This window comes from Rhodococcus sp. 7Tela_A2 (genome assembly GCF_049311045.1).
Lineage (GTDB): Bacteria > Actinomycetota > Actinomycetes > Mycobacteriales > Mycobacteriaceae > Rhodococcus.
Window position 1 is genome coordinate 21,512 of record NZ_JAXION010000022.1, and the last position, 24,240, is coordinate 45,751.

At 68.3% G+C, this 24,240-nt stretch carries 20 protein-coding genes; 9 read left to right on the plus strand and 11 right to left on the minus strand.

Annotated elements, in window-relative coordinates; translation table 11 throughout:
- Positions 1-12: 12 nt before the first annotated feature.
- The 3 genes from TVH25_RS06465 to TVH25_RS06475 form a co-directional block, all read right to left on the minus strand.
- Positions 13-1,410, minus strand: a complete 1,398-nt coding sequence (locus TVH25_RS06465) for a sugar porter family MFS transporter (RefSeq protein WP_169620691.1) — start codon at positions 1,408-1,410, stop codon at positions 13-15.
- Between the two features lie 181 nt (positions 1,411-1,591).
- On the minus strand, positions 1,592-3,733 hold the full coding sequence (locus TVH25_RS06470; protein WP_296551147.1) for a 3-hydroxyacyl-CoA dehydrogenase NAD-binding domain-containing protein: 2,142 nt from the start codon (positions 3,731-3,733) through the stop codon (positions 1,592-1,594).
- Positions 3,734-3,735: 2 nt separating this feature from the next.
- Positions 3,736-4,956 (minus strand): thiolase family protein, encoded by a 1,221-nt coding sequence (locus TVH25_RS06475; RefSeq protein WP_169620693.1) that lies wholly within the window; start codon positions 4,954-4,956, stop codon positions 3,736-3,738.
- A gap of 352 nt (positions 4,957-5,308) precedes the next feature.
- Here TVH25_RS06475 and TVH25_RS06480 point away from each other — a divergent pair, with 352 nt between their 5' ends.
- Together TVH25_RS06480 and TVH25_RS06485 are read left to right on the plus strand one after the other, a co-directional pair.
- On the plus strand, positions 5,309-6,118 hold the full coding sequence (locus TVH25_RS06480; protein ID WP_422423620.1) for an oxygenase MpaB family protein: 810 nt from the start codon (positions 5,309-5,311) through the stop codon (positions 6,116-6,118).
- Complete coding sequence (locus TVH25_RS06485) at positions 6,115-7,125, plus strand: alpha/beta hydrolase (protein ID WP_422423621.1); 1,011 nt, start codon at positions 6,115-6,117, stop codon at positions 7,123-7,125. Before TVH25_RS06480 ends, TVH25_RS06485 begins: the two co-directional genes overlap by 4 nt.
- A 7-nt stretch (positions 7,126-7,132) precedes the next feature.
- On the opposite strand, the gene TVH25_RS06490 is transcribed toward TVH25_RS06485, so the two are convergent.
- From TVH25_RS06490 to TVH25_RS06500, 3 genes are read right to left on the minus strand one after another with little or no spacing between them, the layout of a single operon-like run.
- A complete protein-coding gene (locus tag TVH25_RS06490) occupies positions 7,133-8,428 on the minus strand; it encodes a ribonuclease D (protein ID WP_296551142.1) in 1,296 nt (431 codons plus the stop codon).
- 60 nt (positions 8,429-8,488) lie between these two features.
- Positions 8,489-9,919, minus strand: a complete 1,431-nt coding sequence (locus TVH25_RS06495; protein ID WP_296551141.1) for a WS/DGAT/MGAT family O-acyltransferase — start codon at positions 9,917-9,919, stop codon at positions 8,489-8,491.
- Positions 9,920-9,974: 55 nt separating this feature from the next.
- The gene (locus TVH25_RS06500) at positions 9,975-10,547 is read right to left on the minus strand and encodes a DUF3000 domain-containing protein (protein ID WP_169620697.1); all 573 of its coding nucleotides are present in this window, start codon (positions 10,545-10,547) and stop codon (positions 9,975-9,977) included.
- Between the two features lie 133 nt (positions 10,548-10,680).
- Here TVH25_RS06500 and hemE point away from each other — a divergent pair, with 133 nt between their 5' ends.
- The 4 genes from hemE to TVH25_RS06520 all read left to right on the plus strand — a co-directional run bounded on the left by hemE (position 10,681) and on the right by TVH25_RS06520 (position 16,203).
- Positions 10,681-11,778, plus strand: a complete 1,098-nt coding sequence (gene hemE, locus TVH25_RS06505; protein WP_296551140.1) for a uroporphyrinogen decarboxylase — start codon at positions 10,681-10,683, stop codon at positions 11,776-11,778.
- Positions 11,775-13,133, plus strand: a complete 1,359-nt coding sequence (locus TVH25_RS06510; RefSeq protein ID WP_422423622.1) for a protoporphyrinogen oxidase — start codon at positions 11,775-11,777, stop codon at positions 13,131-13,133. The genes hemE and TVH25_RS06510 overlap by 4 nt, the downstream gene beginning before the upstream one ends.
- Positions 13,134-13,138: 5 nt before the next feature.
- Entirely contained in the window at positions 13,139-13,834 is a 696-nt protein-coding gene (hemQ, locus tag TVH25_RS06515; protein WP_169620700.1) for a hydrogen peroxide-dependent heme synthase, read from the plus strand.
- 77 nt (positions 13,835-13,911) lie between these two features.
- Positions 13,912-16,203, plus strand: a complete 2,292-nt coding sequence (locus tag TVH25_RS06520) for a molybdopterin-dependent oxidoreductase (RefSeq protein ID WP_296551225.1) — start codon at positions 13,912-13,914, stop codon at positions 16,201-16,203.
- A gap of 36 nt (positions 16,204-16,239) precedes the next feature.
- On the opposite strand, the gene TVH25_RS06525 is transcribed toward TVH25_RS06520, so the two are convergent.
- Complete coding sequence (locus TVH25_RS06525; protein WP_422423623.1) at positions 16,240-17,211, minus strand: L-lactate dehydrogenase; 972 nt, start codon at positions 17,209-17,211, stop codon at positions 16,240-16,242.
- A gap of 90 nt (positions 17,212-17,301) precedes the next feature.
- On the opposite strand from TVH25_RS06525, the gene TVH25_RS06530 reads away from it, so the two are divergent.
- Entirely contained in the window at positions 17,302-18,027 is a 726-nt protein-coding gene (locus TVH25_RS06530; RefSeq protein ID WP_169620702.1) for an HAD family hydrolase, read from the plus strand.
- On the opposite strand, the gene msrB is transcribed toward TVH25_RS06530, so the two are convergent.
- The 3 genes from msrB to TVH25_RS06545 form a co-directional block, all read right to left on the minus strand.
- Entirely contained in the window at positions 17,990-18,418 is a 429-nt protein-coding gene (gene msrB / locus TVH25_RS06535; protein WP_169620703.1) for a peptide-methionine (R)-S-oxide reductase MsrB, read from the minus strand. The genes TVH25_RS06530 and msrB overlap by 38 nt on opposite strands.
- 73 nt (positions 18,419-18,491) lie before the next feature.
- Positions 18,492-19,742, minus strand: coding sequence for a glycosyltransferase family 87 protein (locus TVH25_RS06540; RefSeq protein WP_296551136.1), 1,251 nt, complete (start codon positions 19,740-19,742; stop codon positions 18,492-18,494).
- 73 nt (positions 19,743-19,815) lie between these two features.
- Positions 19,816-21,375: an alpha/beta hydrolase gene (locus tag TVH25_RS06545; protein WP_422423624.1), complete on the minus strand. Its 1,560-nt coding sequence runs from the start codon at positions 21,373-21,375 to the stop codon at positions 19,816-19,818.
- A 224-nt stretch (positions 21,376-21,599) separates the two neighbouring features.
- Between TVH25_RS06545 and zapE the strand changes: the two genes are divergently transcribed.
- On the plus strand, positions 21,600-22,613 hold the full coding sequence (zapE, locus tag TVH25_RS06550) for a cell division protein ZapE (RefSeq protein WP_169652362.1): 1,014 nt from the start codon (positions 21,600-21,602) through the stop codon (positions 22,611-22,613).
- Positions 22,614-22,625: 12 nt separating this feature from the next.
- Here zapE and TVH25_RS06555 read toward each other — a convergent pair whose 3' ends face one another.
- A complete protein-coding gene (locus TVH25_RS06555) occupies positions 22,626-23,261 on the minus strand; it encodes a GNAT family N-acetyltransferase (RefSeq protein WP_378528497.1) in 636 nt (211 codons plus the stop codon).
- A gap of 346 nt (positions 23,262-23,607) precedes the next feature.
- Between TVH25_RS06555 and TVH25_RS06560 the strand changes: the two genes are divergently transcribed.
- The gene (locus tag TVH25_RS06560; RefSeq protein ID WP_296551129.1) at positions 23,608-24,177 is read left to right on the plus strand and encodes a 2-isopropylmalate synthase; all 570 of its coding nucleotides are present in this window, start codon (positions 23,608-23,610) and stop codon (positions 24,175-24,177) included.
- The last annotated feature ends 63 nt before the right edge of the window (positions 24,178-24,240 follow it).

The window sequence follows — 24,240 nt, forward strand, 5'->3', positions numbered from 1 at the left end:
TCCCCCCGGGGATCAGGTCTGCATGTCCTCGAGTTCCATTCCCTTGGTCTCCCGAATCTTCGACTTGACGAAGAAGAACGACAGCAACGCGAAGAACGCGAACAATCCGTAGAGGAACCACAGGCCCACAGCTGATGTCAACGGCGGGAAGGCCAGGGTCACGGTGAAATTCGCGATCCAGTTCGCGGCCGTACTGATACCGAGCGCGACAGCCCGCATTCGGTTCGGGAACATCTCGCCCAGCATGACCCACATGATGGGTCCCCAGGTGGCGGCGAAGAAGATGACGAACGCGTTCGCGCCGACGAGTGCCACGGCACCCCACGGTGCCGGCAGCGACACGTCGTCGCCTCCGCCCTCGGCTTGGGAGAACGCGATCGCGGCCAGCAACAGGCTGACGAACATCCCGAGGGAACCGGTCATCAGCAGCGGTCGCCGGCCGATCTTGTCCACGAACAGGATCGCCACGAAGGTCATCACCACGTTGATCAGGGCGGTGATCACCGAGGTCGTGAACGACTCGTTCTCGGTGAACCCCACCGACTGCCACAGTGTCGTCGAGTAGTAGAAGATCGCGTTGATGCCGACGAACTGCTGGAAGATCGCCATCGTGATGCCGACCCAGACGATCGATTGCAACCCGAAGACCGGGCCCCGGATATCTCCGAACGACGCCTTCGTATCGCGCCGCAGTGTCAGCCGGATCTCGCGTACCCGTTCTTCCGGTTCCAGTTCACCGGTCACGTTGGCGAGGACCTCGGCGGCTTCCTCGTCGAGATCCTGCCCCACCAGGTATCGCGGCGACTCGGGGATCAGCACCGCGAGTATGCCGTAGACCGCAGCGGGGACGACTCCGACGAGGAACATCCACCGCCAGGCCTCGAGTCCCCACCACAGGTCGTTCGACGCACCGCCTGCGGCGTTCTGCAACACCGCGTCGGACAGCAGGGCCGCGAAGATGCCGAGGGTGATGGCGAGTTGCTGCAGCGAGGCGAGACCGCCGCGGTACCGGGCCGGTGCGATCTCGGAGATGTAGGTCGGCGCGATGACCGACGCGATGCCGATGCCCAGTCCGCCCAGAACCCGCCAGAGCATGAGGTCGGGGACGCTGAACGCGAGGCCGGAACCGGTCGACGAGACCAGGAACAGGATCGAGCCGAGCACCATGACTCGCTTGCGGCCCCAGCGATCGGCGAGCCTGCCCGCGAACCAGGCACCTACCGCGCAGCCGAGCAGCGCGATCGCGACCGCGAACCCGGTGACGAACGAACTGAGCGCGAAATTCTGCTCGATCGAGTCCACAGCGCCGTTGATGACGGAGCTGTCGAACCCGAACAGGAATCCGCCCACTGCAGCGGCGACGGTAACCGCGATGACCTTGGCAGCGTGTGCGGACGACGGTTGCGTCATGAAAGCTCCTGCTGACGTCGTGCACCACCCGGGGGCGCTGCTCGGTCGGAAAGCTACGGCAATTGCTCATCGGGGACACTACGCCGCGACAGGTTGCGGGGGACGATCTTCACACGAAGAAAGGCGTGCCGCCCCAGGGGGCGACACGCCTTCTTTTCAGGTGCGCCGAGCGCAACCGGTGCTACGCGACGTCGGCGACGCCCGGGGCCAGGAAACGCTTGCCGTTGACGGCCTCCGACGTTCCGGTGCGATCCAGGTACGGCGTGATGCCGCCGTTCCAGAACGCGAAGCCGCCGCCGAGGATCAGGCACAGGTCGATGTCCTCGGGTGCTGCGACGACACCTTCGTCGAGCATGATCGCGATCTCCTCTGCGAATGCCCGGCGGGTGCGCTCGAGCACCTCCTCCGCGGTGGACGGGGAGTCACCCTGCGGCCACAGTGCGGCGACCTCGGGATCGACGACCTGCTGCCCGTCGGCGTACGACCACACGCCGGGCTTACGGGCTTCCACCAGCGCCTCGAGACCGGGCGACGACACGAAGCGGTCGGGGTACGCGGCCTGCAGGGTCTCCCCGGTGTGCAGGGCGACGGCGGGCCCGACCAGCGCGAGCAACGTGAACGGCGACATCGGCATGCCGAGCGCGCCGACGGCGTTGTCCGCCACCTCGAACGGGGTGCCTTCGTCCACAGCGGTCATGACCTCACCGAGGGTGCGGGTGACCAGGCGGTTGAAGACGAAGCCGGGCTTGTCGCCACACAGCACGGCGGACTTCTTCAGCGACTTGGCCGTCGCGAATGCCGTTGCCAGCGTGGCGTCGTCGGTCTTCTCGCCCCGGATGACCTCGAGCAGCGGCAGCACGGCGACCGGGTTGAAGAAGTGGAATCCCACGACCCGCTCGGGATGCTGCAGGCCCGACGCCATCTCGGTGATCGACAGCGACGAGGTGTTCGTGGCGAGGATCGTCTCGGGCGTGACGTGCTGCTCGAGCTCGCTGAACACCTGCTTCTTGACGTCCATGTTCTCGAACACGGCTTCGATCACGAAGTCGGTCTTCGCGAACGCGGCCTTGTCGAGCGAACCGGTGACGAGCGCCTTGAGGCGGTTCGCGGCGTCGGGCGACAACCGGCCCTTGCCCTGCAGCTTGTCGATCTCGGTGTGGACGTAGCCGACACCCTTGTCGATGCGATCCTGGTCGATGTCGGTCAGGATCACCGGCACCTTGAGCTGACGGACGAACAGCAACGCGAGCTGGCTGGCCATCAGGCCCGCGCCCACGATGCCGACGCCGCTGATCTTGCGGGCGAGGGACTTGTCCGGAGCGCCGGCGGGGCGCTTGGCGCGCTTGTTGACCAGATCGAATGCGTACAGACCCGCACGCAGTTCGTCGGACATCAGCAGGTCGGCGAGCGCCTCGGTCTCGGCGTCGAAGCCCTTGCTCAGCGACTCGGGATCGGAGATGTCGGTGGTGCGGGCGAGTTCGAGGAGCTCGATCGCACGCTCGGCGGCGGGGGAGAAGCCGCGGGTCTTTCCGGCGACGAGGGCCTTGGCGCGTGCCATGGCGGCATCCCAGCCGGCCCCGCGGTCGATCTCCGGACGCGCCGGCACGATCTCGCCCGCGAGCACCTTCGACGCCCACGCGAGCGACTGCTCGAGGAAATCGGCCGATGCCAGCACGACGTCGGCGTAACCGAGCGCCTCGGCCTGCTTGGCCTTGATGGTGCGGCCGTTGTTCAGCGGATTCTCGAGAATCAGGGTGACGGCGTTGTCGGGGCCGACGATGTTCGGGAGAAGCTGTGTGCCACCCCAACCGGGGACCAGGCCGAGCATCGTCTCGGGCAGGCCGAGCGCCGGAACGTTGTCGGCGACCGTGCGGTAGTGCGTGTGCAGTCCGACCTCGAGTCCGCCGCCGAGCGCCAGACCGTTGACGAAGGCGAAGGTCGGGATCGTCGTGTCGCGCAGACGGCGGAACACGTTGTGTCCCAGGGTTCCGAGCTCCACGCCCTGTTCACGGCGCGTGACGGCGGGAACGCCCTTGAGATCGGCGCCCGCTGCGAAGATGAACGGCTTGCCGGTGACGGCGATCGCGGCCGGGTTGGCGGCGAACGCCTCGTCCAGCGCCTTGTCGAAGGCGAGCAGTCCCGCGGGACCGAACGAGTTCGGCTTGGTGTGGTCGAAGCCGTTGTCCAGCGTGATCAGGGCTACCGGTCCCTCGATGCCGGGGACGGAAAGCAGCTTGGTGTACGCGTGGGTGACGACCTCGTCGGCGAACGCAGACGCGATCCCCGTCGCGTCGGTCGCCCCGTGTGCGGTGTCCGATGTCATGGTTATGCGGCTCCGGATTCGTAATCGGCGTGGTTCGGGTTCTCCCAGATCACGGTGCCGCCCATGCCGAGACCGATGCACATGGTCGTCAGGCCGTAGCGGACCTCGGGATGCTGCGCGAACTGGTGCGACAGCTGGGTCATCAGGCGGACGCCCGACGAGGCGAGCGGGTGGCCGCACGCGATCGCACCGCCCCACTGGTTGACGCGCGGGTCGTCGTCGTCGATGCCGAAGTGCTCGAGGAACGCGAGCACCTGCACGGCGAACGCCTCGTTGATCTCGAACAGACCGATGTCCTCGATGCTCAGGCCGGTGCGGGCGAGCAGCTTCTCGGTCGCCGGGACTGGGCCGATGCCCATGACCGCGGGATCGACGCCCTGGAAGGAGAAGCCGACCATGCGCATGCCGACGGGCAGACCGAGCTCACGCGCGGTGTCCTCGCCCGCGAGAATCGCGGCGGTCGCGCCGTCGTTGAGACCCGCTGCGTTGCCCGCGGTGATACGGCCGGCGGGGCGGAACGGCGTCTTGAGCTTTGCGAGATCTTCGATCGTGGTGCCCGGGCGGGGCGGCTCGTCCTCGGTGGCGAGGCCCCAGCCGGTGGCGGAGCGGGTCGCGACGGGAACCAGCGTGTCGGCGATCCAGCCGGCCTTCTTGGCGGCGTCGTACTTGTTCTGGCTGTTGACCGCGTAGGCGTCGGTGCGGTCCTTGGTGATGCTCGGGAACCGGTCGTGCAGGTTCTCGGCGGTGTTGCCCATGACGAGCGCGCTCGGATCGACCAGCTTGTCGGCGAGGAAACGCGGGTTGGGGTCGGCGCCCTCACCCATCGGGTGGCGGCCCATGTGCTCGACACCACCGGCGATGACGACGTCGTACTGACCGAAGCCGATCCCGGATGCCGTGGTGGTCACGGCCGTCATGGCGCCTGCGCACATGCGGTCGATGGCGAAGCCGGGCACGGTTTCCGGCAGGCCCGCGAGAATCGCGGATGTCCGGCCGATGGTCAGGCCCTGGTCGCCGGTCTGTGTGGTGGCCGCGACTGCGACCTCGTCGACACGGGAGGGGTCGAGCTGCGGATTGCGGCGCAGCAGTTCACGGATCGCCTTCACGACGAGGTCGTCGGCACGGGTCTCGGCGTACATGCCCTTGGGGCCGGCCTTACCGAACGGAGTCCGGATTCCGTCGACGAAGACGACGTTGCGTTGTGTTGAGGTGGTGGGAGCCACGCGGATTCCTCCTGATGGAGCGATTACTCGCCGACACGTGCCGTGGCGAGGAGTGCTCGATCGCCAGACGGCGACCGGCCTCGCGGACAAGCCTACATTGTCATTACCGGTGAGTAACTTAATACCTGCGATTTCGCGCCGGCATGCGGGTCACCCCGGCGCACGCCTGTGAGCAGTGTGTTCTCGCTCCTCGCGGTGCCCGTACGCGCCGACTGGCGTGGTGCCGCCGGATGCACGCGTCACCCCTCAGCAAGTTAACGAGCATTCCCACCAAGCGGCGACACGGCGCACGGGCATCGCCATCGGGCTCGTTCCTCTTGACACCGCTTGATCTGCGGATACATTGCACTCCATGATGCGACGTCGGCCCGACCCCACGGTGCAGGGCGTGGTAGGTGAGGCAGTGTTCCTGCTCAGTTCCCCTCGACGCTTCCTCACGGAGATTGCACTTGCCCCGGTCGGGCGCGGAGTAGCCGAGCACAGCAAGGCCCTCACGCACCCGATTGCTCGTTTCCGGAACACGAGCGCGTACATCTATCTTGTGGCGTTCGGCAGCGACGAGGAGCGGCGCGCGGTGGTCCGGTTCGTCAACCGTGCTCATGCGCCCGTCCGGGCAGAGGGATACAACGCCTTCGACCCGAAGTTGCAGTTGTGGATCGCGGCGGTCATGTTCCACGGTGGCCGCGACATCTACGAACGCTTCTTCGGGCCTCTCGCCCGGTCGGAGGCCGAGCGGATGTACCGGGAGTTCGCGGTCTACGGCACCGCGCTCCAGGTTCCGGCCGAGTTGTGGCCGGCCGACCTCGCGGGATTCGAGGACTACTGGGACAGCGTCGTCGCAGATCTCGTCGTCGACGACACCGTCCGTGCCTACGCGCACGCACTGCTACGCGGCGGGCACGCGCCGTGGTACATCCGCGCGGGTATGTCACCCGCCCGCTTCCTCACCGTCGGTCTTCTCGATGCCCGCATCCGCGACGCCTACGGCCTCCTCTGGACGGACCCTCAGCAGCGCAGGTTCGACCGCGCCATGCGGGTCGCCGCGCCGCTGTACCGGGCACTTCCGCTCCGGGTGCGCCACCTTCCCGCGTCGCTCGTCCTGCGTGACGCGCGTCGCCGGTTCGGGGCACGTTCGGCCACGACGGACGGGGCGCCGGCGTGAGCCGTGTGCCCGTCGGACCGGTAAGCGGCCGTGGCGACGAGGGGCACGCCACCGTCGCCGTAGTGCCTCCCGGGCGCGGGAGCCGCCGTAGCCGGGCCCTCGCGGCGGTCCTCGCCGTGAGCGCCCGGATCCTCGCGGACGTCGTCCCGCTCGGCCCGGTGCCGCTCGGCGGTCTGCGTCTCGGATTGTCGGTCGCCGGTCGCCTCGACCTCGCGCGGGGCACACGCGTCGCGCGCGACCGCACCGGACCGATCCCCGGCCGATGGGTGGTCCCGCCCGGGACCGGCGACTCGCCGCACGTTCTCTACTACCTGCACGGGGGAGGCTTCGTGATGGGGTCGTCCGCGTCGCACATCGGCGTCGCCGCCCGAATCGCCCGTGCCGCAGGAGTCCCCGCATTCCTGCCCGATTACCGTCGCGCACCGGAAGCACCGTTCCCGGCAGCGCCCGACGACGTCCGCGCCGGGTTCGACCACCTCCGGATACGTGGCTACGCTGCCCGCGACATCGTGATCGCCGGAGATTCCGCCGGCGGCCACCTCGCCTACGGACTCGTCGTCGAACTCGACCGGGAAGGCGCAGATCTGCCCGCCGGGGTCGCACTCGTCTCTCCGTGGCTGGACCTGTGGCTCCGCACCGGCTGGGAACGTGAAGCGGCCCGGCGTGATCCGTTCCTGTCGGTGAAGTTCGCAGACCGTGCGCGGCGCGCCTACGCCCCGGACGGTGACCCGGCCGATCCTCGCCTCGATCTGCTCGCCGCGACTCCCGGGTCGCACTGGCCGCCGTTTTTCGTTCAGGGCGGGGAAACCGAAGCGATCACCGGCGACACGCAGGCCCTCGAGGAGGCTCTCGCCGCGGCGGGCGTGCCCCACGAACTGCAGATCTGGCCCGGACAGGTACACGTGTGGCACGCATTCCACCCGCTCGTCCCCGAGGCGGCCGCTGCGGCCCGGCACCTCGGACACTTCGTGCGCGACGCTCTCGCACGAGGAGCAGATCCGTCCTGACCGGTCGCTACTCCGCCGGCGCGAGAGCTTTCGCCAGCCGCGGTGCCGTCAGCGCCCGCTGCCACGGCCGGGCACCTCCGGCCGCGAACTTCTCCTCGATGTAGGCCTCGGCATCCGACCCGGGCGTGACGTCCCAGTCCCAGCACAGGCGCCGAACGAGTTCGGGGCTCACCAGATTCTCGACGGGAACCGACACCTCCTCGCTCAGCGCTGCGAGTTCGGCGCGCGCGGCCGTCAGTCGTGCGGCAGCCTCGGGATGGTGCCGGGCCCACCGGCCCACGGGCGGAGGACCGGTGAACGGCGGGGTGACCGGAGGCAGTTCCGACGTGGGCAGGGCGCGGGCACGATCGATCGCCGACAACCACAGCCGCGACGACCGCCGCTGACGAGGTCCACCGAAGACCGGGAGGGCGCGCAGGTCGGTGAGGGTGGCCGGCGCGGCCTCCGCCGCCGCAATGATCGCCGAATCCGGAAGGATGCGGCCCGGCGCGATATCGCGGTTCGCGGCGATCTCGTCCCGGGTGATCCACAACTCGCGCACGATCGCGAGACGGCGCGGGTCTTTGAGCGTGTGGATCTTCGACGTTCGCCGCCAGCGTTCGGGCTTCGGTGCGGGTGGTCCGGCCAGCCGGATGTGTTCGAACTCCTGCGCGGCCCACTCCGTCTTGTTCTGCCGTTCGAGTTCCTCGGCCATCGCGTCGCGGAGTTCGACGAGGATTTCCACGTCGAGCGCCGCGTAGTTCAGCCAGGAGTCGGGCAGCGGACGCGTCGACCAGTCCGCGGCCCCGTGCCCCTTCCTCAGTTCGAACCCCAGCGTGTCGGCGACGATCGCAGCGAGCCCGACCCGCGGGAACCCGGCGAGCCGGCCCGCCAGTTCGGTGTCGTACAGCACAGCGGGGTGCAGGCCCAGTTCTGCCAGGCCCGGAAGATCCTGGTCGGCCGAATGCAGCACCCACTCGAGGTCGTTGATCACTTCCGCGAGCGGCGCGAGGTCGGCTGCCGTGGGGATCGGGTCGAGAAGCACGGTGCCGGCGCCGTTGCGCCGCAACTGGACGAGATAGGCCCGGGCGGAGTAGCGGTAGCCGGAGGCCCGTTCCGCGTCGACGGCCAGCGGTCCGTGCCCGCGGGCGAGCAGCGCAGCCGCCTCGGCGACACCCGCGGCGGTGGTGACCACCTCGGGTACGCCCTCCCGCGGCTCGAGGAGCGGCACCGTCGCCGCGGGCGGGTGCTCGTTCGGGGAATCACCGCCAGTGGGAGAGCTGTGCTCGGGCACTACCGTCTCGTGGTCCTGGCCTGCAGACATGGGCGTGACTCTAGCGGCTGTCCTGGGAAAGCGAGATTGTGCCGCGCGCAGAACGGGCGCTCATCGGCTCACGCCGTCGATGCTCGAGTCCTCGTCGTCCGATGACCGGGCCTGCTCCGCGGCGGCCAGCAACTCGTCGAGCGCCGGCGCCAGACAGTCGGTCAGTACCCACAGGTCCGGGACCAGTTCCGGGCAGGTGATGAGGCCGACGTCGAGTTTGTCTTCGAGCGAGATCACCGTGATGTTGAGTCCGGCTCCGTGGAAGAGCGGGCCGAACGGGTACAGCGCGGTCACGTGCGCTCCGAGGAAGTAGAGCGCCTGCGGGGGACCGGGCACGTTGGAGATGACCAGGTTGTGGATCGCGGGGTGTTTGTCGGCGAGCCGCAATGCGGCGTACGTGCGCATGGCTGCGCCGAACACCGCAGCTCCCATGAACTGCGACCAGTCCTGCAGCATGTTCGCGCCCAGCTCGGCGTTGTGGTCCTTGGCCACCTCGTTCGCGTCGGCGAGTGCGCGCAGGCGCTCGACCGGATCTTCGATGTGGGTGTGCAGGCCCGCGAACATCGCCGACACCTGGTTACGTCCCGGCCGGTCGGACTCCTCGTGGACCGAGACCGGCACCATCCCGACGAGCGGACTGTCGGGGAGTTCGCCCCGGCCTGCGAGGTAACTGCGCAGCGCACTCGCCACGAGGGTCATCACCACGTCGTTGACCTTGACGCCGAACGCGTTCTTCACGGCTTTGACATCCGCGAGGTCGAGTTGGGCGAACGCCACGGCCCGGTGGCCGGTGATCGTCGAGTTGAACGGGGTCCGCGGCGCGGTGAAGGGGGCCGGCATGGCGTCTCCACGGCGCGCTCGTGCCACCCAGGACGCCACCGAGGTCACGGCGGACGGAAGTATCCGGGCCAGGTGCAGGGGACGCAGGGCGACGTTCACCGCGCCGGCGACCGCCATGTAGATCTCGTTTCCGCCGCCGACGCCGGGGGCGATCGTGTCGGGGCGCGGTGCCGCCGGGTCGAGGCTGCACAGCTGAGCGATCATCGCCGCACCCGACACCCCGTCCACGCCCGCGTGGTGCATCTTGAGGATCACCGCGATCGAACCGTCGTCGAGTCCTTCGACCACCCACATCTCCCACAGGGGCTTCGCACGGTCGAGCGGCTGCGCGGCGATGTGGCCGCACAGGTCGGCGAGTTCGGTCCGCGAGCCCGGAGACGGTACCGCGACATGATGCAGATGGCGGTCGAGGTCGAAGTCCTTGTCGTCGACCCAGACCGGATGGTCGAGATTGAAGCGGCTGTCGGCGAGCTTCATGCGGAAGGCGGGGACCGCGTCGAGGCGTGCGTCCAACTCCCGGCGGACGGCCCGGTAGTCGTATCCGTCCGGCACCGTGGAGGGATCGAGGACGAGCAACCCGCAGATGTGCAGGTGCTGGCTGGGGGTTTCGAGGTAGAGGAAGCCGGCGTCGAGACCACTGAGGCGCTGCATGCCCCTCAGGCTAGAACTCGACCGTCTCCCGAGAGGCCCGAATCGGGCGTATCCGTCAGGACCGCAGTTGCGCTACGCCGGTAGGCGGAAGACCCGCGGCGTATGCGAGGACATCGCAGAAGGCTTCGACGTGCGGGGCGAGCACGTCGGAGCGAGGAGTCCACGACGCGCGAAGCTCGAGCTGATGCGCTCGCGGAGGGCCGGCGATGTCGCCGAACCGCACCGAACTCGTCGCCGTCACGGTTCCGCCGAGTGCGGTCAACGGCTCGCCGTGCGCTTCGAGGGCATCGACCAGCCAGCTCCAGGCCACATCCGGAAGCAGCGAGTCGGCGGCGAGTGAGGCGTCGACGTCGGCCTGGATGTACGCGACGAGCCGAGTGGTGCCGTGCCAGGCTTCGTCACCGTTCGGGTCGTACAGGAGGATGAGGCGGCCGAAGGCATCGCCTTCGGATTCCTCGGGGACACCGTCGGACTCGTCGTGCAGGACCTCGGCGCCCAGCGCGAAACTGTGCGGTGCCAGTCGCTGCGGTGGTCTGATCGGTGCCACTTCGATCTCGCTGCGGACGGTGGCCGCCTTCATCGATTCGACGGCCGCGCGGAAGCGGGCCGGCTCGGGTGAGGTGGTCACGACAGCGGACGTTAGCGCCGGTGACGCAGTGCACGCGGGAGGCGCGCCGGTTCCGGCGGGGCGGGTGAGCGTGGCAGCATGGGCTTCGAACCGGGGTCCGACCGAACCCGACGAGACCGAAGAACGAGGATCGATGACCGGCTTGGAAAACACGAACGTCGCTTCCGCGGTGCCCGCGGAGTACCCGTCGCGCAGAGCGTTGCCGGAGGCTCCGTTGCTGGCTGCGGCCCGGGGGAAGCAGCCGTCGCACCGCCCGGTGTGGTTCATGCGTCAGGCGGGGCGTTCGCTGCCGGAATACCGGGAGATCCGCGCGGGCGTCGGCATGCTCGAATCGTGCTTCGACCCCGAACTCGTCTGCGAGATCACGATGCAGCCGGTACGCCGGCACAAGGTCGATGCCGCAATTCTGTTCTCCGACATCGTGGTTCCGCTCAAGGCTGCGGGAATCGATCTCGACATCGTCGCCGGAACCGGGCCGGTCGTCGCCGACCCGGTGCGCACCGCTGCCGATGTCGCCGCCCTTCCGCACCTCGAAGCCGAGGAAGTGGGCGCGGTCGCTCGCGCCGTAACGTTGCTGACCAAGGAACTGGGCACCACTCCGCTGATCGGTTTCGCGGGAGCCCCCTTCACGCTCGCGTCCTACCTGGTCGAAGGTGGCCCGAGCCGCAACCACGAGCGCACCAAGGCGCTCATGCACTCCGATCCGGCAACCTGGCACTCGCTGCTCGGGCGTCTGACCGACATGGCCATCACCTTCCTGCGCGCCCAGCTGGCAGCCGGCGTCGACGCGATCCAGCTGTTCGACTCGTGGGCCGGGGCGCTCCCGTTGTCCGACTACCGCGAATACGTGCTCCCGCACTCCGAGCGCGTGTTCGCAGAACTCGCTGCCGCCCAGGTACCGCGGATCCATTTCGGTGTGGGCACAGGCGAATTGCTCGGCGCGATGGGCGAGGCCGGAGCCGACGTCGTCGGAGTCGATTGGCGCATCCCGCTCGATGTGGCGGCGCAGCGGGTCGGGCCGGGTAAGGCGCTGCAGGGCAACCTCGATCCCGCCATCCTGTTCGCCGGCTGGGACGTCATCGAACGCGAGGTCCGGCGCGTGGTCGCCGAAGCGGACCGCGCACTCGCGGCCGGTGCGACAGGCCACATCTTCAACCTCGGCCACGGTGTGCTGCCCGACACCGATCCCGACATGCTCACCCGCGTCGTCGAGCTGGTGCATTCGTTGTGACCGACCCTGTCGTCGCCGTCGTCGGTGGTGGCATCAGCGGCCTCGTCGCCGCCTACCGCTTGCGCGGCGCACTCGGCCCCGATGCCCGAATCGTCGTACTCGAACGGTCCCCGCGACTCGGCGGCAAACTGCACACCGTGGACCTGGCGAACGGGCCCGTCGACGTGGGCGCCGAAGCCTTCATCGCGCGTCGGCCCGAGGTTCCCGCCCTGCTCGACGAACTGGGCCTGAGCGACCAGGTCGTCCATCCGTCGGGCGCGCGGCCACTGCTCTATGCCGGGGGCCGGCTTCGGCCGTTGCCCGCCGGGACGCTCATGGGTATCCCCGCCGACGCCCGTTCCGTCGAAGGACTCGTCGACGACGAGACGCTGCAGCGCATCAGCGACGAACCGGGCGTGCCGCTCAACTGGGATCGGACCGGCGACATGTCGGTTGCCGCGCTCGTCGGCTCGCGTTTCGGCGAGCAGGTCGTCCGCCGCAGTGTCGACCCGCTCCTGGGCGGGGTCTACTCGGGACTGTCCGACACCGCCGGTGTCCGCGCCACCGTCCCGGCGCTCGCCGCGGCACTCGACGCCGGTGCGACGAGCCTGACCGCCGCGGTCGCGGCGGCGCTCCCGGCACCGTCGCACAGCCCCGTCTTCGGCACTCTGCGCGACGGCTACGGGGTGCTGCTCGCAGCGCTCGAGCGTGCGGCAGCGCCCGAGATCCACCTGGAGACCACCGCGGGCGGGCTGCGCCGCAGCAACGGACGATGGTCGCTCGATCCCGTCGGCGAGGTCGACGGAGTTGTGCTGGCGGTACCCGCCACCGAGGTCGCCGCGCTTCTGGCCGAGGCGGTGCCGACGGCCGCGGACCTTGCGGCAGAGATACCCCTCGCGTCGTCGGTCGTCGTCGCTCTCGCTCTCCCCGGCGGTTCGGCGTTGCCGCAGAACTCCGGGATTCTGGTGGCGACCGGAGAAGAACTCGCCGCGAAGGCGTTCACCCTGTCGAGCCGGAAGTGGCCACATCTCGCGCAGCGTGACGTCGCGCTCGCCCGGGCGTCGTTCGGGCGCTACGGCGACGACGCGCTGCTCTCCGCCTCCGACGAGCAACTCGTCACCCTCGCCCGCGCCGACCTCGCCGCCGTGACCGGAGTCGAGGACGAGCCGGTGGCCTCCTACGTGCAGCGCTGGCACGGGGGGCTTCCGCAGTATCGGTCCGGGCACAACGATGTCGTCGGCGCGCTCGACGCCGCAGTCGCGGAAGTCGACGGACTCGAAATCGCCGGCGCGATGCTGCACGGTGTCGGCGTCCCCGCATGCGTCGCGTCGGGAACCACCGCGGCGGCACGACTCGCCGCACGAATGGCAGGATGAACGGTATGGCACGTCTCGATTACGACAAACTCAATTCCACCCTCCGCTACACCATGTGGTCCGTCTTCCAGGTGCAGCCGGGCGTTCTCGACGACGACCGCGCAGCGGCGATCAAGAACGCGAAGGAGTTCTTCGCCCAGTTCGACGACACCGATGTCACGGTCCGCGGCATCTACAACGTCGCCGGCACCCGCGCGGATGCCGACTTCATGATCTGGTCGCACGCCGAGCGGCTCGAAGACCTCCAGAAGCTCTACGCCGATTTCCGGCGCACCACGGACCTGGGCCGGGCCAGCGCGCCGGTGTGGTCGAATGTCGCGCTGCACCGCCCCGCAGAGTTCAACAAGAGCCACGTGCCGGCGTTCATCGCCGGTGAGGAGCCGGGCGCATACGTCTGCGTCTACCCGTTCGTCCGCTCCTACGAGTGGTACCTGCTGCCCGACGCCGAGCGCCGGACCATGCTCGCCGATCACGGCAAGGCAGGACGCGGCTACCCCGACGTCCGCGCGAACACCGTGCCCTCGTTCGCACTCGGCGACTACGAGTGGATCCTCGCCTTCGAGGCACCCGAACTCGACCGGATCGTCGATCTGATGCGCGACCTGCGTGCGACCGAAGCCCGGATGCACGTGCGCGAGGAAACACCCTTCTTCACCGGTCCGCGCGTCGAGGTCGAAGCGCTCATCGAGTCGCTGCCCTGACCGTGACCGGCCCGACCGGCCCGACCGGCCCGATCGGTACGGACGGCTCCGCGCTGCCCGGAGCACGCTTCTCCCAGATGGCGCACTGGGGTATGTACTCCGCGGAGGTGCGTGACGGCGAAGTCGTCGCCGCGCACCCCTACGCGGGGGACGCCGATCCGTCGCCGATCCTGCAGAACATTCCGGGATCGGTGCGGCACCGCTCCCGGATCACGGGTCCCGCGATCCGGCGGGGATGGCTCGAACACGGGCCGGGACCGAGCACCGACCGCGGCAGCGACGAATTCGTCGCCGTCTCCTGGGACGAACTCACCGAGTTGCTCGCCGCGGAACTGACGCGAGTAGCGGAGCGTCACGGCAACCGCGCGATCTTCGGTGGATCGTACGGATGGTCGTCGCCCGGACGTTTCCATCACGCACAGAGCCAGGTGCACCGTTTCCTGAAGATGTTCGGTGGATACACCCGCTCGGTGCACAGCTACTCGCTGGGCGCGACCGGCGTGATCATGCCGCGAGTCGTCGGGGCCCACTGGAAACTGTTCGCGCGCTCCACCAACTGGGACGTCATCGCGCGTGAGACCGACCTGCTCGTGTGCTTCGGTGGTGTGCCGCTGAAGAACACCGGCGTCAACGACGGCGGCACCAGCGACCATCCGACGCGCGGCGCCCTCGACCGGATGCGCGCCCGCGGAGGACGCATCGTGTCCATCACCCCGCTGCGCGACGACGTCCACGGCGAGCACGAATGGCTGGCCCCCCGCCCGGGCACCGATGTCGCGATCATGCTGGCGCTCGCCTACGTCCTCGCGTCCGAAGGTCTGGCCGATCGCAAGTTCCTGGACCGCTACTGCACCGGATACGACCGGTTCGAGGCGTACCTGCTCGGCCGCACCGACGGTGTTCCCAAGACACCGGAATGGGCTGCGGAACTGTCGGGTCTGCCGGCCTCCACTCTCGTCGATCTCGCTCGCCGGATGGCCTCCGGCCGGACGCTGATCTCGGTGACGTGGTCGCTGCAGCGGGTACGACACGGTGAGCAGGCACCGTGGGCCGGTATCACTCTGGCGGCCATGCTGGGTCAAATCGGTGTTCCCGGTGGGGGATTCGGCCACGGGTACGGATCGATGAACGAACCCGGCCGTGCGCCCGTGCCCTACCCGCTGCCCACCCTGTTCCAGGGCAACAACGACGTCGAGGACTTCATCCCCGTCGCCGCGATCTCCGATCTTCTGCTGCATCCGGGGGAGCAGTTCGACTACGACGGCCGACGGCTGACATTTCCGGATACCCGTCTCGTCTACTGGGCGGGCGGCAATCCGTTCCATCACCATCAGCATCTCGCCCGCCTGCGCCGCGCATTGACGCGGCCGGACACGATCGTCGTCCACGACCCGTACTGGACGCAGATGGCCAAGCACGCGGACATCGTCGTGCCGTCCACCACCGCGCTCGAACGCGACGATCTGTCGTGCACGCGCAACGATCCGCTGCTCGTCGCAATGCAGGCGGCCGCACCCCGTTTCGCCGACGCCCGCGACGACTACGACACCTTCTCCGCCCTCGCGCACCGACTGGGATTCGGGGAGCGGTTCACGGAGGGGCGCACGTCGGCGCAGTGGCTCGAGCACCTGTACGGGCAGTGGCGCGGCTACGTCCTCGCCGACGAGCGCCGGCTCGAGGACCCGCCACCGTTCGCGGAATTCTGGCGTCGCGGCCACGTCCGCATGCGCACCGAGGACGACCTCACGCTGTTCGAGGAGTTCCGGGCCGACCCGGAGCACAATCCGCTCCGCACACCGAGCGGGCGCATCGAGATCTTCTCGGCGGACATCGACGGCTTCGGATACGACGACTGCGCGGGCCACCCGACGTGGTACGAACCGGAGGAGTGGCTCGGCGGTGAGCGGGCACAGACGTTCCCACTGCACTTGATCGCGAACCAGCCCAAGAGCAGATTGCACAGCCAGCTCGACCATGGTGCGACCAGTCAGAAGAGCAAGGTCCACGGCCGCGAACCGATCCGGATCCATCCGCAGGACGCGGCGGAGCGCGGAATCACCCCCGGCGACGTGGTGCGCGTGTACAACGACCGGGGTGCGTGCCTGGCCGGTGCGCTGCTCGACGAAGGACTGCGCCGCGGGGTCGTCCAACTCGCGACGGGAGCGTGGTACGACCCGCTCGACCCTGCCGATCCGGAGTCCATGTGCGTGCACGGCAACCCGAATGTTCTCACTCCCGACACGGGCACGTCGTCGCTGGCGCAGGGATGCACGGGTCAGCACGTGCTCGTCGAGATCGAACGGTTCGAGGGGGAGTTGCCGCCCATCCGCGCGTACGACCCGCCGACGATCAGGCCCCGCCGACCGTGACGTGAGGAAACGCGCGGTCTACAACCCGAGCGATTTCTACAACCCGAGTGATTTCTGCACGTTGTGCAGGGTCGCGGCGGATTCGGCCAGTCCGGCCGCTTCGTCTTCCGAGAGCGGCACCTCCAGAACTCTGTCCGCGCCGCCCGCGTCGACGATGGTCGGCAGCGACAGGCACACGTCGCGCATGCCGTGGATCCCGGTCTGCAACGAGGACACGGGCAGCACGCGCCGCTGGTCGCGCAGCACTGCCTCGACGATCCGGGCCGTCGACAGCCCGATCGCGAGGTTCGTCGCACCCTTGCCCTGGATGATCTCGTAGGCGCTGCGCACCACTTCGTGGAAGATGTCTGCGCGGGTCCGGGCATCGAACACGACGCGATCGTCGACCGTGTACGAGTCGATGGGAATGCCACCGACGGACGCTCCCGACCACAGCGCGAGTTCGGAATCGCCGTGCTCGCCGACGACGAACGCGTGGGTGTTCTCGATCGCCATTCCGGCACGCTCGGCGATGAGATAGCGCAGACGACCCGAGTCGAGAACCGTGCCCGACCCGAAGATCCTGCCGTCGTCGACGCCGGTCACCGCGATGGCCGCTGCCGTGACGATATCGACGGGATTGCTGACGAACAGAATCACCGCGTCGGGAGACTCCGCGAGCAACCGGGGCGTGACCGACTGTGTGATCGCGACGTTGGCCGCTGCGAGATCGAGCCGGGACTGACCGGGCTTCTGTTTCGCGCCCGCGGTCACGACAACGAGGTCGGAATTTGCGGTCACGGAAATATCGTCGCTGCCCTCGATGCGGCAGGCCGGAGTGAACTGGGTGCCGTGATTGAGGTCGAGAACCTCGGCGCGCACCCGAGCCGCGTTGGTGTCGAACAACGCGATCGTGTTCGCGGTGCCGCGGAGCAGGCACGCGTATGCCACCGCCGCTCCGACGCTGCCGACGCCGACGATGGACACCTTCGCTGTGCCGATCCGGGGCCCGCTGCGCGTTGTCGCCATGGTCCGATCATGGCCCCATAGCCACGACGGCGCCACCCGGCGGGTTCGCGTCGCACAGCGGGGCAGTCGGTGAGTCGATAGCCTCGGACCATGAGCGCGCGACCGTTCGATGCTGTTCTGTTCGACTTTTCCGGCACGCTGTTCCGGCTCGAAGAGGACGAGAGCTGGATGGCCGGCATCACCGATGCACGAGGTGGGGCCTTCGACGTGAGCCGGCAGGCCGAACTGATGCGGCGGCTGACCGCTCCTACCGGACAGCCTGTGGAGATGGACGCGGAGGAGCATCACGCCTGGATCAATCGCGACCGTGACCCGCGCCGGCATCGGGAGGCGTATCTGACCGTGCTCTGCAGATCCGGTGTCGAGGACCCGCAGCAGGCTCAGACGCTGTACGGAAAGGTGGTCGATCCGACGAGCTGGACGGTGTACCCGGATACCGTGCCCGTGATCGAAGCACTCGCGGGCGACGGCATCGCGGTGGGGGTCCTGAGCAACATCGCATTCGACATCCGGCCTGCCTTCGCCGCACTCGGCATCGACGACCTGGTCTCCGTGTTCGCGCTGTCCTTCGAGATCGGTGCGGTCAAACCGGAGCCCGAGATCTTCCGTTATGCCGTCGAAGCGCTCGGGGTCGAACCCGAACGCACCCTGATGATCGGCGACAGTGTGGAAGCGGACGGCGCCGCTACAGAGATCGGGTGCGCGTTCCGCCTCGTCGAGCCACTCCCGACGACGGAGCGGCCCGACGGGCTGTGGAGCGCCTTGAAGGACGCGGGGGTTACGTTGTCGGAACCAGGCGCAAGGAAATCGAATTGATGCAGTAGCGCTGGTCGGTGGGGGTCGGGTAGCCCTCGCCCTCGAAGACATGGCCGAGGTGACTGTGGCACGAGGCGCACAGCACTTCCACGCGGCGCATCCCCAGCGAATCGTCGGTCCGCAGGATCACGGCGTCGGAGTCGGCGGGATCGAAGAACGACGGCCAGCCGCAGTGCGACGGGAACTTCTCGCTGCTGCGGAACAGTTCGGCGCCACATGCCCGGCATTCGTAGACACCCTCGGACTCGGTGTCGGTGTATTCACCGGTGAAGGGCCGTTCCGTGCCGGCCTGACGCAGCACCGCATACTCGGCGGGAGTGAGCTTGTCGCGCCACTCGTCCTCGCTCAGCACAACCTTGGGAGCGGGTTCGGATCGGGGAGTGGAAGTCATGTCCCCACGCTAGTCGCGCTCCGAGACCGCCGCCACGACGCACCCCGTCCCGTCCTGCCGTGCCCGGTACGTCTCAGGCCCGTGCGGCGACCTCATCGGTGTCCTCCGCGGCGGGGAGCAGGTGTGACGGCTCGATACCGTCGTCGAGCCGCCCTTCGCGGCGCGCCGCGAGGTAACGGTCGAGGAGCACCGCGAAGATCACGATGATGAGCAGCGACCACCCGAGCGTCGTCTTCATGTACTCCGCCGCGCGGCCCGCCTCCACCCAGCGCCCGGACAACCAGGAGTCGTAGCTCATGAATCCGTACACCGCCAGCCACGCCGGCCAGTTCCGCATCACGGAATTGGGCAGCAGCACGGTCATGAGCAGCGGGAACAGCATCATCGAGTAGTACATCTGGCCGAGCGATCCCAGCAGGAACGACGCACTCAGGAGCACACCGGTGGCGGTGCACACGAAGAAGACCTCGTCGTTGCGGCAGTAGCGGTAGAGCAGCCAGAGCGACACCGCCACGAGCACGGCGAGCACACCGCGCAGGCCCAGGACCAGCCAGCCGGGCAGCCCGTAGTACATCCCGTTGCCGACGATCGCGCTGTTGAAGTAGTCGCGGGACTCGAGCAGGTACGGCACCGTGAGTTCGACGAAATCCCACGCGTCGACCGACAGTGGCCACGCGATGATGTTCAGTGCGATGGGCACCCCGGCGGCGGTGAGGAACACCTTCCACTGGCCGCGTACGAGTGGAAGGAACAGCAGAGGCGCGAGGATCGGTTTGACCGCGAACGTGAGTCCCAGCATCACGCCCGCCCAGAGGTCTCGGCGTTTGAGCAGGAGCACCAGGAACGCGACTTCTCCCAGCAGCACCAGTCCGTTGATGTTGGTGAAGACCAGCGTGTTGGTCACCGTCTCGGACGCGAACGCACCCAGCACGAGGATGGGAGCGATGGGCGAGTCGAGCCGCAAGCCGAACATGCGCAGCAGCAGGTACAGCGCGATCAGGATGGCGACGGCGTTCGCAATGATGAACAGCCACCGGGATCGTTCGGGGTCGATCACGGCGATCGGCGAGATCAGCAGCGTCCCGGACGGGGGATAGAGGTAGTGCGGGTCGACCCATTGGAAGTTCGCGGTATAGACCGGAAGCCGGTTGAGGAACGCGAGCGCCGCGTTGTAGACCGGGGTGAAATCATCGGTCCGGAAACCGTTGACTGCTTTGATCACCACCCGGTGAAGAACGGTCAGGACCGCCAATGGCCACACCACGGCCTTGACCACGTCTGCGGTGGTTCGTGCCGTCCGGGGTTCGAGACTGCTGAGGAACACTACGGCACGGTACCCCGTCCGGGATCGGGACCGCGCACGTCCCCCGGCACGCAGGGGAACGGCGCGTCGCGTCTCACGCCGGGCAGAGACTTCCGTTCGGCGGCAGCTCTCCCGTACTCAGGTACCGCTCGATGCGGCCCTGAATGCACGTCGAATGCAACGAGGCGGAATAACCGGCACCCTGCCAGGACACGGTCGACCATGCGATCGCGCCGGCGGTGAGCGCGCCGGTCACCGATTCGACTCCCACGCTGCCGACAATGGGATCCGCAGCGCCGCCGGTGACGAGTACAGGGGTGTCGAGGGCTGCGGGCAGGGGTGGAGCGGGCAGGGTGGGCCAGGCCGCGCATGCGGTGGTAGCCGCGGCCGTGTCCGCACCGAACAGGGGGTAGAGCGTCGCCCAGTTGCGCTGGAGATCGGCCGCGCGGGTCGGCGTCGGCCATCGCTGGCCGTCGCTGCACCGCGAGACGAACTGGCCGTCGGAGGCGAGAATCTGTTCGGCGGTGCCCACCAGATCGAGCAGTGGCACCACATCGCCGTCCCGCGCGGAAGCCAGCGTGTCGGACAGTTCGCGGATCCGGCTGGGAAGATCTCCGCGCGGTGTGCCGAGATACGCGCTGATCACCGTCAGCAAGGCATTGGAGGACACCGGTGCCAGAGCGCCGCTCGAGGCCTGTGCGTGGAGGTCTTCGAGAGCCTGCCGGGGGTCGTCACCGAGCGAACAGTCGAGCGCTGCGCACTGCCGCGAGAACGCGTCCACCGCGGACTCGGCGCCGCGGGCGCGCGACTCCGCGATCTGTTCTGCGTCGCCCGATGCGGCGACGGGGGAGTCCAGCACGAGCCGTCCCACGGCACCCGGGTAGGCCGCGGCATATGCGAGACCCACCGCCGCGCCGTTTCCGATGCCGAGGAGGCCCACGCGCTCGACGTTCCATGCCTGCCGCAGCCGGTCGATGTCGCCGGCCGCGTGGGACGCGCTGAACATCAACTCCTGGGGCTGAAGATAGTCGGTGCAGGAGATCGTGGCCTGGCGGCCGAGTTCGGCCACTCGCTCCGGCGCGGACCCGCTGCGACCGAACTGTCCCAGATCGGCGAGGGCGCGACGGTCGGCGCCGAACACACAGTCGATGGCCAGCGACATCCCGATGCCACGACGATCCACCGCGACCACCGGACGCGTCGTCAGCACGCCCGAGAGCGGGCCGGTTGCGAGTGCGGCGAGGGCGCGCGTCGACGGCATGTCGCTGCCCGTCGTGAGGACCAGAGGTGCGACATCGTCCGGGGTGTCCGGGAGCTGCGCCCGGAGCACGGCAAGCGGGAAGGTGCCGGGAACAGCACCGGAGGGGTCGATCGGCGTCGGCACTTCGGCGCATTCGAGCGACAGACCTGTCGGCCCCGACGGGAGCGAGTAGGACGCCACGGTGTCGGAAGTGCAGTCGCGCCACGTGAGGTCCGTTTGAGGAACGGGCAGTTCGGGCGCCGCGTCCTCGTCTTCCTGGACGGTCGGTTCGCTGCTATCGACTCCTTCGCGCACCACGGCGACGTCGGGCCGGACCGATGGTCCCGCTCCGCACGCGGCGGCCACTGCGGCCACCGCGATCCATCCCACCGCGAGCACACCGGTTCTGCGCATGGGGACAGCCTGCCAGGTGTCACCGATCGGGGAGTGCACAGGTGTGGACGTGAGCGGCCGTCCCGAGGCCCGGACATGATCCCGGTAAGAGTGAAATCGGCGCCGCCTCGCGGGGCAGTGGATTGTCCTCGCGACTCGTGAACACATGGTGAACGTTCTGTGAAGTAGGTCGCATTCCGCTTGGGCGGTGCTACCCACTCACTCTGCGGCCTTACGCTGGATGAATGCACGAACGCCTCGTCGACCGCAACCCGGTGGTGCCCGCAGATCAGTTGGTGGCCCAGCTGGTGCCGCCCGCGATGTTCGACGAGGTGAGTTTCGCGTCGTACATCCCCGATCCTGCCGAGCCGAGCCAGGCCGCGGCGGTCAAGGCCGCCGAGGAGTTCGTCGGCAAGGTCGAGAAGATCCGGGGCGGCAAGCGCGGCCTGTTCGGCCGTAAGGCCCCGGCCCAGGGGGCGGGGCTGTACCTCGACGGCGGTTTCGGCGTGGGCAAGACCCACCTGCTCGCCTCGATCTTCCACAGCGCACCGTCCCCGAAAGCCTTCGGCACCTTCGTCGAGCTCACCCACGTCGTCGGAGCGCTGGGGTTCAACAAGGCCGTCGAGGAACTGTCGAGTCACAGCGTCCTGTGCATCGACGAGTTCGAACTCGACGATCCGGGCGACACCATGCTCATCTCCCGGCTGCTCACCGAATTGTCGGCACGCGGAGTGTCGATCGTGGCCACGTCGAACACACTGCCGGGCCAGCTCGGCGAGGGTCGCTTCGCGGCCCAGGACTTCCTGCGCGAGATCAAGAAGCTCGCCTCGATCTTCGAGACGATCCGCGTGGACGGACCCGACTATCGCCACCGCGACCTGCCGCCGGCCCCCGATCCCATCGAGTCGGAGGAGCTCATCGAGCGTGCGGACCAGGTCTCCGGCGCGACGCTCGACGACTTCGACGAATTGTGCGATCACCTGAGCACCCTGCACCCGTCCCGGTACGGCAAGCTCGTCGAAGGAGTGCCCGCGGTCTTCATCAACGGGGTGCACCCCGCGCGCGATCAGTCGGTCGCTTTGCGTCTCGTGGTCTTTGCGGATCGCCTCTACGACGCGAGCATTCCGGTGACGGTCGCCGGCGCACGGCTCGACGAGATCTTCACGCCCGAGATGCTGTCGGGCGGGTACCGCAAGAAGTACCTGCGTGCCACGTCGCGTCTGCTCGCCTTGTCCCGTTTCGAGGTTGCCGCCGGCTGACCGGCGGGGCGGTCACAGCACGCGTTGCATGAGGAAATCGTCGTGTGTCTGTGAACCGACAACGAAGGTTCGCGTACCGACGACCTCGAAGCCGTGCTTCTGGTAGAAGCGACGGGCACGCGTGTTCTCCTGGTTCACACCCAGCCACAGCCCGGCACGCCTGCGCTCGGCGGCGCGCTCGACGATCGCGTCCATCAGCGCGGCGGATACTCCGGCGCCGTGATGTCCCGGAAGTACGTACAGCTTGCTGATCTCGATGGCGGGTCGTGCGGTGACCACGTCGGGTACGGCGTACGCGGCCGAGTTCTCACTCGCGGGGTCCACCGAGTTCTGACTCGCGGGGTCCACCGAGTTCTCACTCGCGGGGTCCACCGTGGTCTCACTCGCCGGATCTACGGCCATCAGATAGCCGACGATCTCGTCGTCGACGCAGGCTTTCAGCACGATGCGGCGAGGGTCGGTCAGGTACTCGCTGAAGTTCTCTGCGCTGAGGGTTTCCTCGACGAACGCCGCGATGTCCTCGGACCCGGCCCCTGGAGGGCACGCGAGCGGAAACGTGGTGGCGGCGACTCCGGCGATGGTTTCGGCATCCCAGATGCCTGCCGGACCGACGGAGACGGACTCTTCGAGTGACGACGACGTGGGCATGGATCCAGTGAAGCACCGAGTGGTCGGGGCGGGAAGTTCCGGGCCCGGAAATGGCTGAACCCCAGCCTTGGATGGGGGGTCATGGCTGGGGTCCAATACCATCGGGGGGGATGGCACGTTCCACGCTACCCGAGTGTTTTCGGGGAGTTCCACCTGCTGCGGTCACGTTTCCGTCACATCGTGCACAACTCATTGTTGCGGAACGTTCACAAACCCTTTAAGGTCGGCACCTATGAAGCGCGTACTCGTAGTTCACCGCCGTAGCGGGGTCTGATTCGGACCGACCCCTCGCTGCGGGTCGTTGAGCTATGCGTCGGTCCTTCCTTCTCGCGGAAGACCTCCCGAAATGAACGCCTTCACTTCTTTCCTCTCCTCCGATTTCGATGCTGCCTTTGCGCGTCCGTCGGATTCTCGTCGAACCGCTCTGCGTGCCGCACCGGCGTGCGCGCCCGGCAGTGCTACGCCCCTCGATCCTTTCGCTGCGCGGTACGGCCGCCCGCTTCCGCTCCCGCTGCGTGCCGAAGCCGCCGGAATGTCGTGGCCGGAGTTCCTCGCGGTGTACGCCTCCGAGCGCGGTCCCCTTCGATTGGGTGACTGGTCGGCCACCACGTTGCCGGCGGGCCGATCGGCGTTCGAAGCGACGATCGCGGTGGGCGATACGATCCACTCCGCGTCCGCGCTCGCGTGTGGTCCCGTCGCGGGGATGACGGCGATGCTCTACGACCTCGGTTTCGGCATCGAGATCCACTCGTTCCACCGGCACGATCTCGGCGACCTGCACGTGACGTTCCTGCTCTGCGGGTCCGGCGCACGTCGCACGTGGGTGATGGGCATGGGGGAGAGCGGCGTGGAATCGACTCTTCGCGCGATGATCGCCGGAATCAACCGGACCCACACGGCGGCGGCGGGCCGGTAGTCCGCGGGCCCGCGCCGCGGGGGGGGCCCCCGGGGCGGGGCGGGTGGCGGGGCCCCGCCCCCC

Excerpts from the sequence above, each read along its gene's own strand:
- TVH25_RS06465 (WP_169620691.1), bottom strand. The coding sequence starts at position 1,410 with ATGACGCAACCGTCGTCCGCACACGCTGCCAAGGTCATCGCGGTTACC.
- TVH25_RS06470 (WP_296551147.1), bottom strand. The coding sequence starts at position 3,733 with ATGACATCGGACACCGCACACGGGGCGACCGACGCGACGGGGATCGCG.
- TVH25_RS06480 (WP_422423620.1), top strand. The coding sequence starts at position 5,309 with ATGATGCGACGTCGGCCCGACCCCACGGTGCAGGGCGTGGTAGGTGAG.
- TVH25_RS06490 (WP_296551142.1), bottom strand. The coding sequence starts at position 8,428 with ATGTCTGCAGGCCAGGACCACGAGACGGTAGTGCCCGAGCACAGCTCT.
- TVH25_RS06495 (WP_296551141.1), bottom strand. The coding sequence starts at position 9,919 with ATGCAGCGCCTCAGTGGTCTCGACGCCGGCTTCCTCTACCTCGAAACC.
- hemE (WP_296551140.1), top strand. The coding sequence starts at position 10,681 with ATGACCGGCTTGGAAAACACGAACGTCGCTTCCGCGGTGCCCGCGGAG.
- hemQ (WP_169620700.1), top strand. The coding sequence starts at position 13,139 with ATGGCACGTCTCGATTACGACAAACTCAATTCCACCCTCCGCTACACC.
- TVH25_RS06520 (WP_296551225.1), top strand. The coding sequence starts at position 13,912 with ATGGCGCACTGGGGTATGTACTCCGCGGAGGTGCGTGACGGCGAAGTC.
- TVH25_RS06525 (WP_422423623.1), bottom strand. The coding sequence starts at position 17,211 with ATGGCGACAACGCGCAGCGGGCCCCGGATCGGCACAGCGAAGGTGTCC.
- TVH25_RS06530 (WP_169620702.1), top strand. The coding sequence starts at position 17,302 with ATGAGCGCGCGACCGTTCGATGCTGTTCTGTTCGACTTTTCCGGCACG.
- msrB (WP_169620703.1), bottom strand. The coding sequence starts at position 18,418 with ATGACTTCCACTCCCCGATCCGAACCCGCTCCCAAGGTTGTGCTGAGC.
- TVH25_RS06545 (WP_422423624.1), bottom strand. The coding sequence starts at position 21,375 with ATGCGCAGAACCGGTGTGCTCGCGGTGGGATGGATCGCGGTGGCCGCA.
- zapE (WP_169652362.1), top strand. The coding sequence starts at position 21,600 with ATGCACGAACGCCTCGTCGACCGCAACCCGGTGGTGCCCGCAGATCAG.
- TVH25_RS06555 (WP_378528497.1), bottom strand. The coding sequence starts at position 23,261 with ATGCCCACGTCGTCGTCACTCGAAGAGTCCGTCTCCGTCGGTCCGGCA.
- TVH25_RS06560 (WP_296551129.1), top strand. The coding sequence starts at position 23,608 with ATGAACGCCTTCACTTCTTTCCTCTCCTCCGATTTCGATGCTGCCTTT.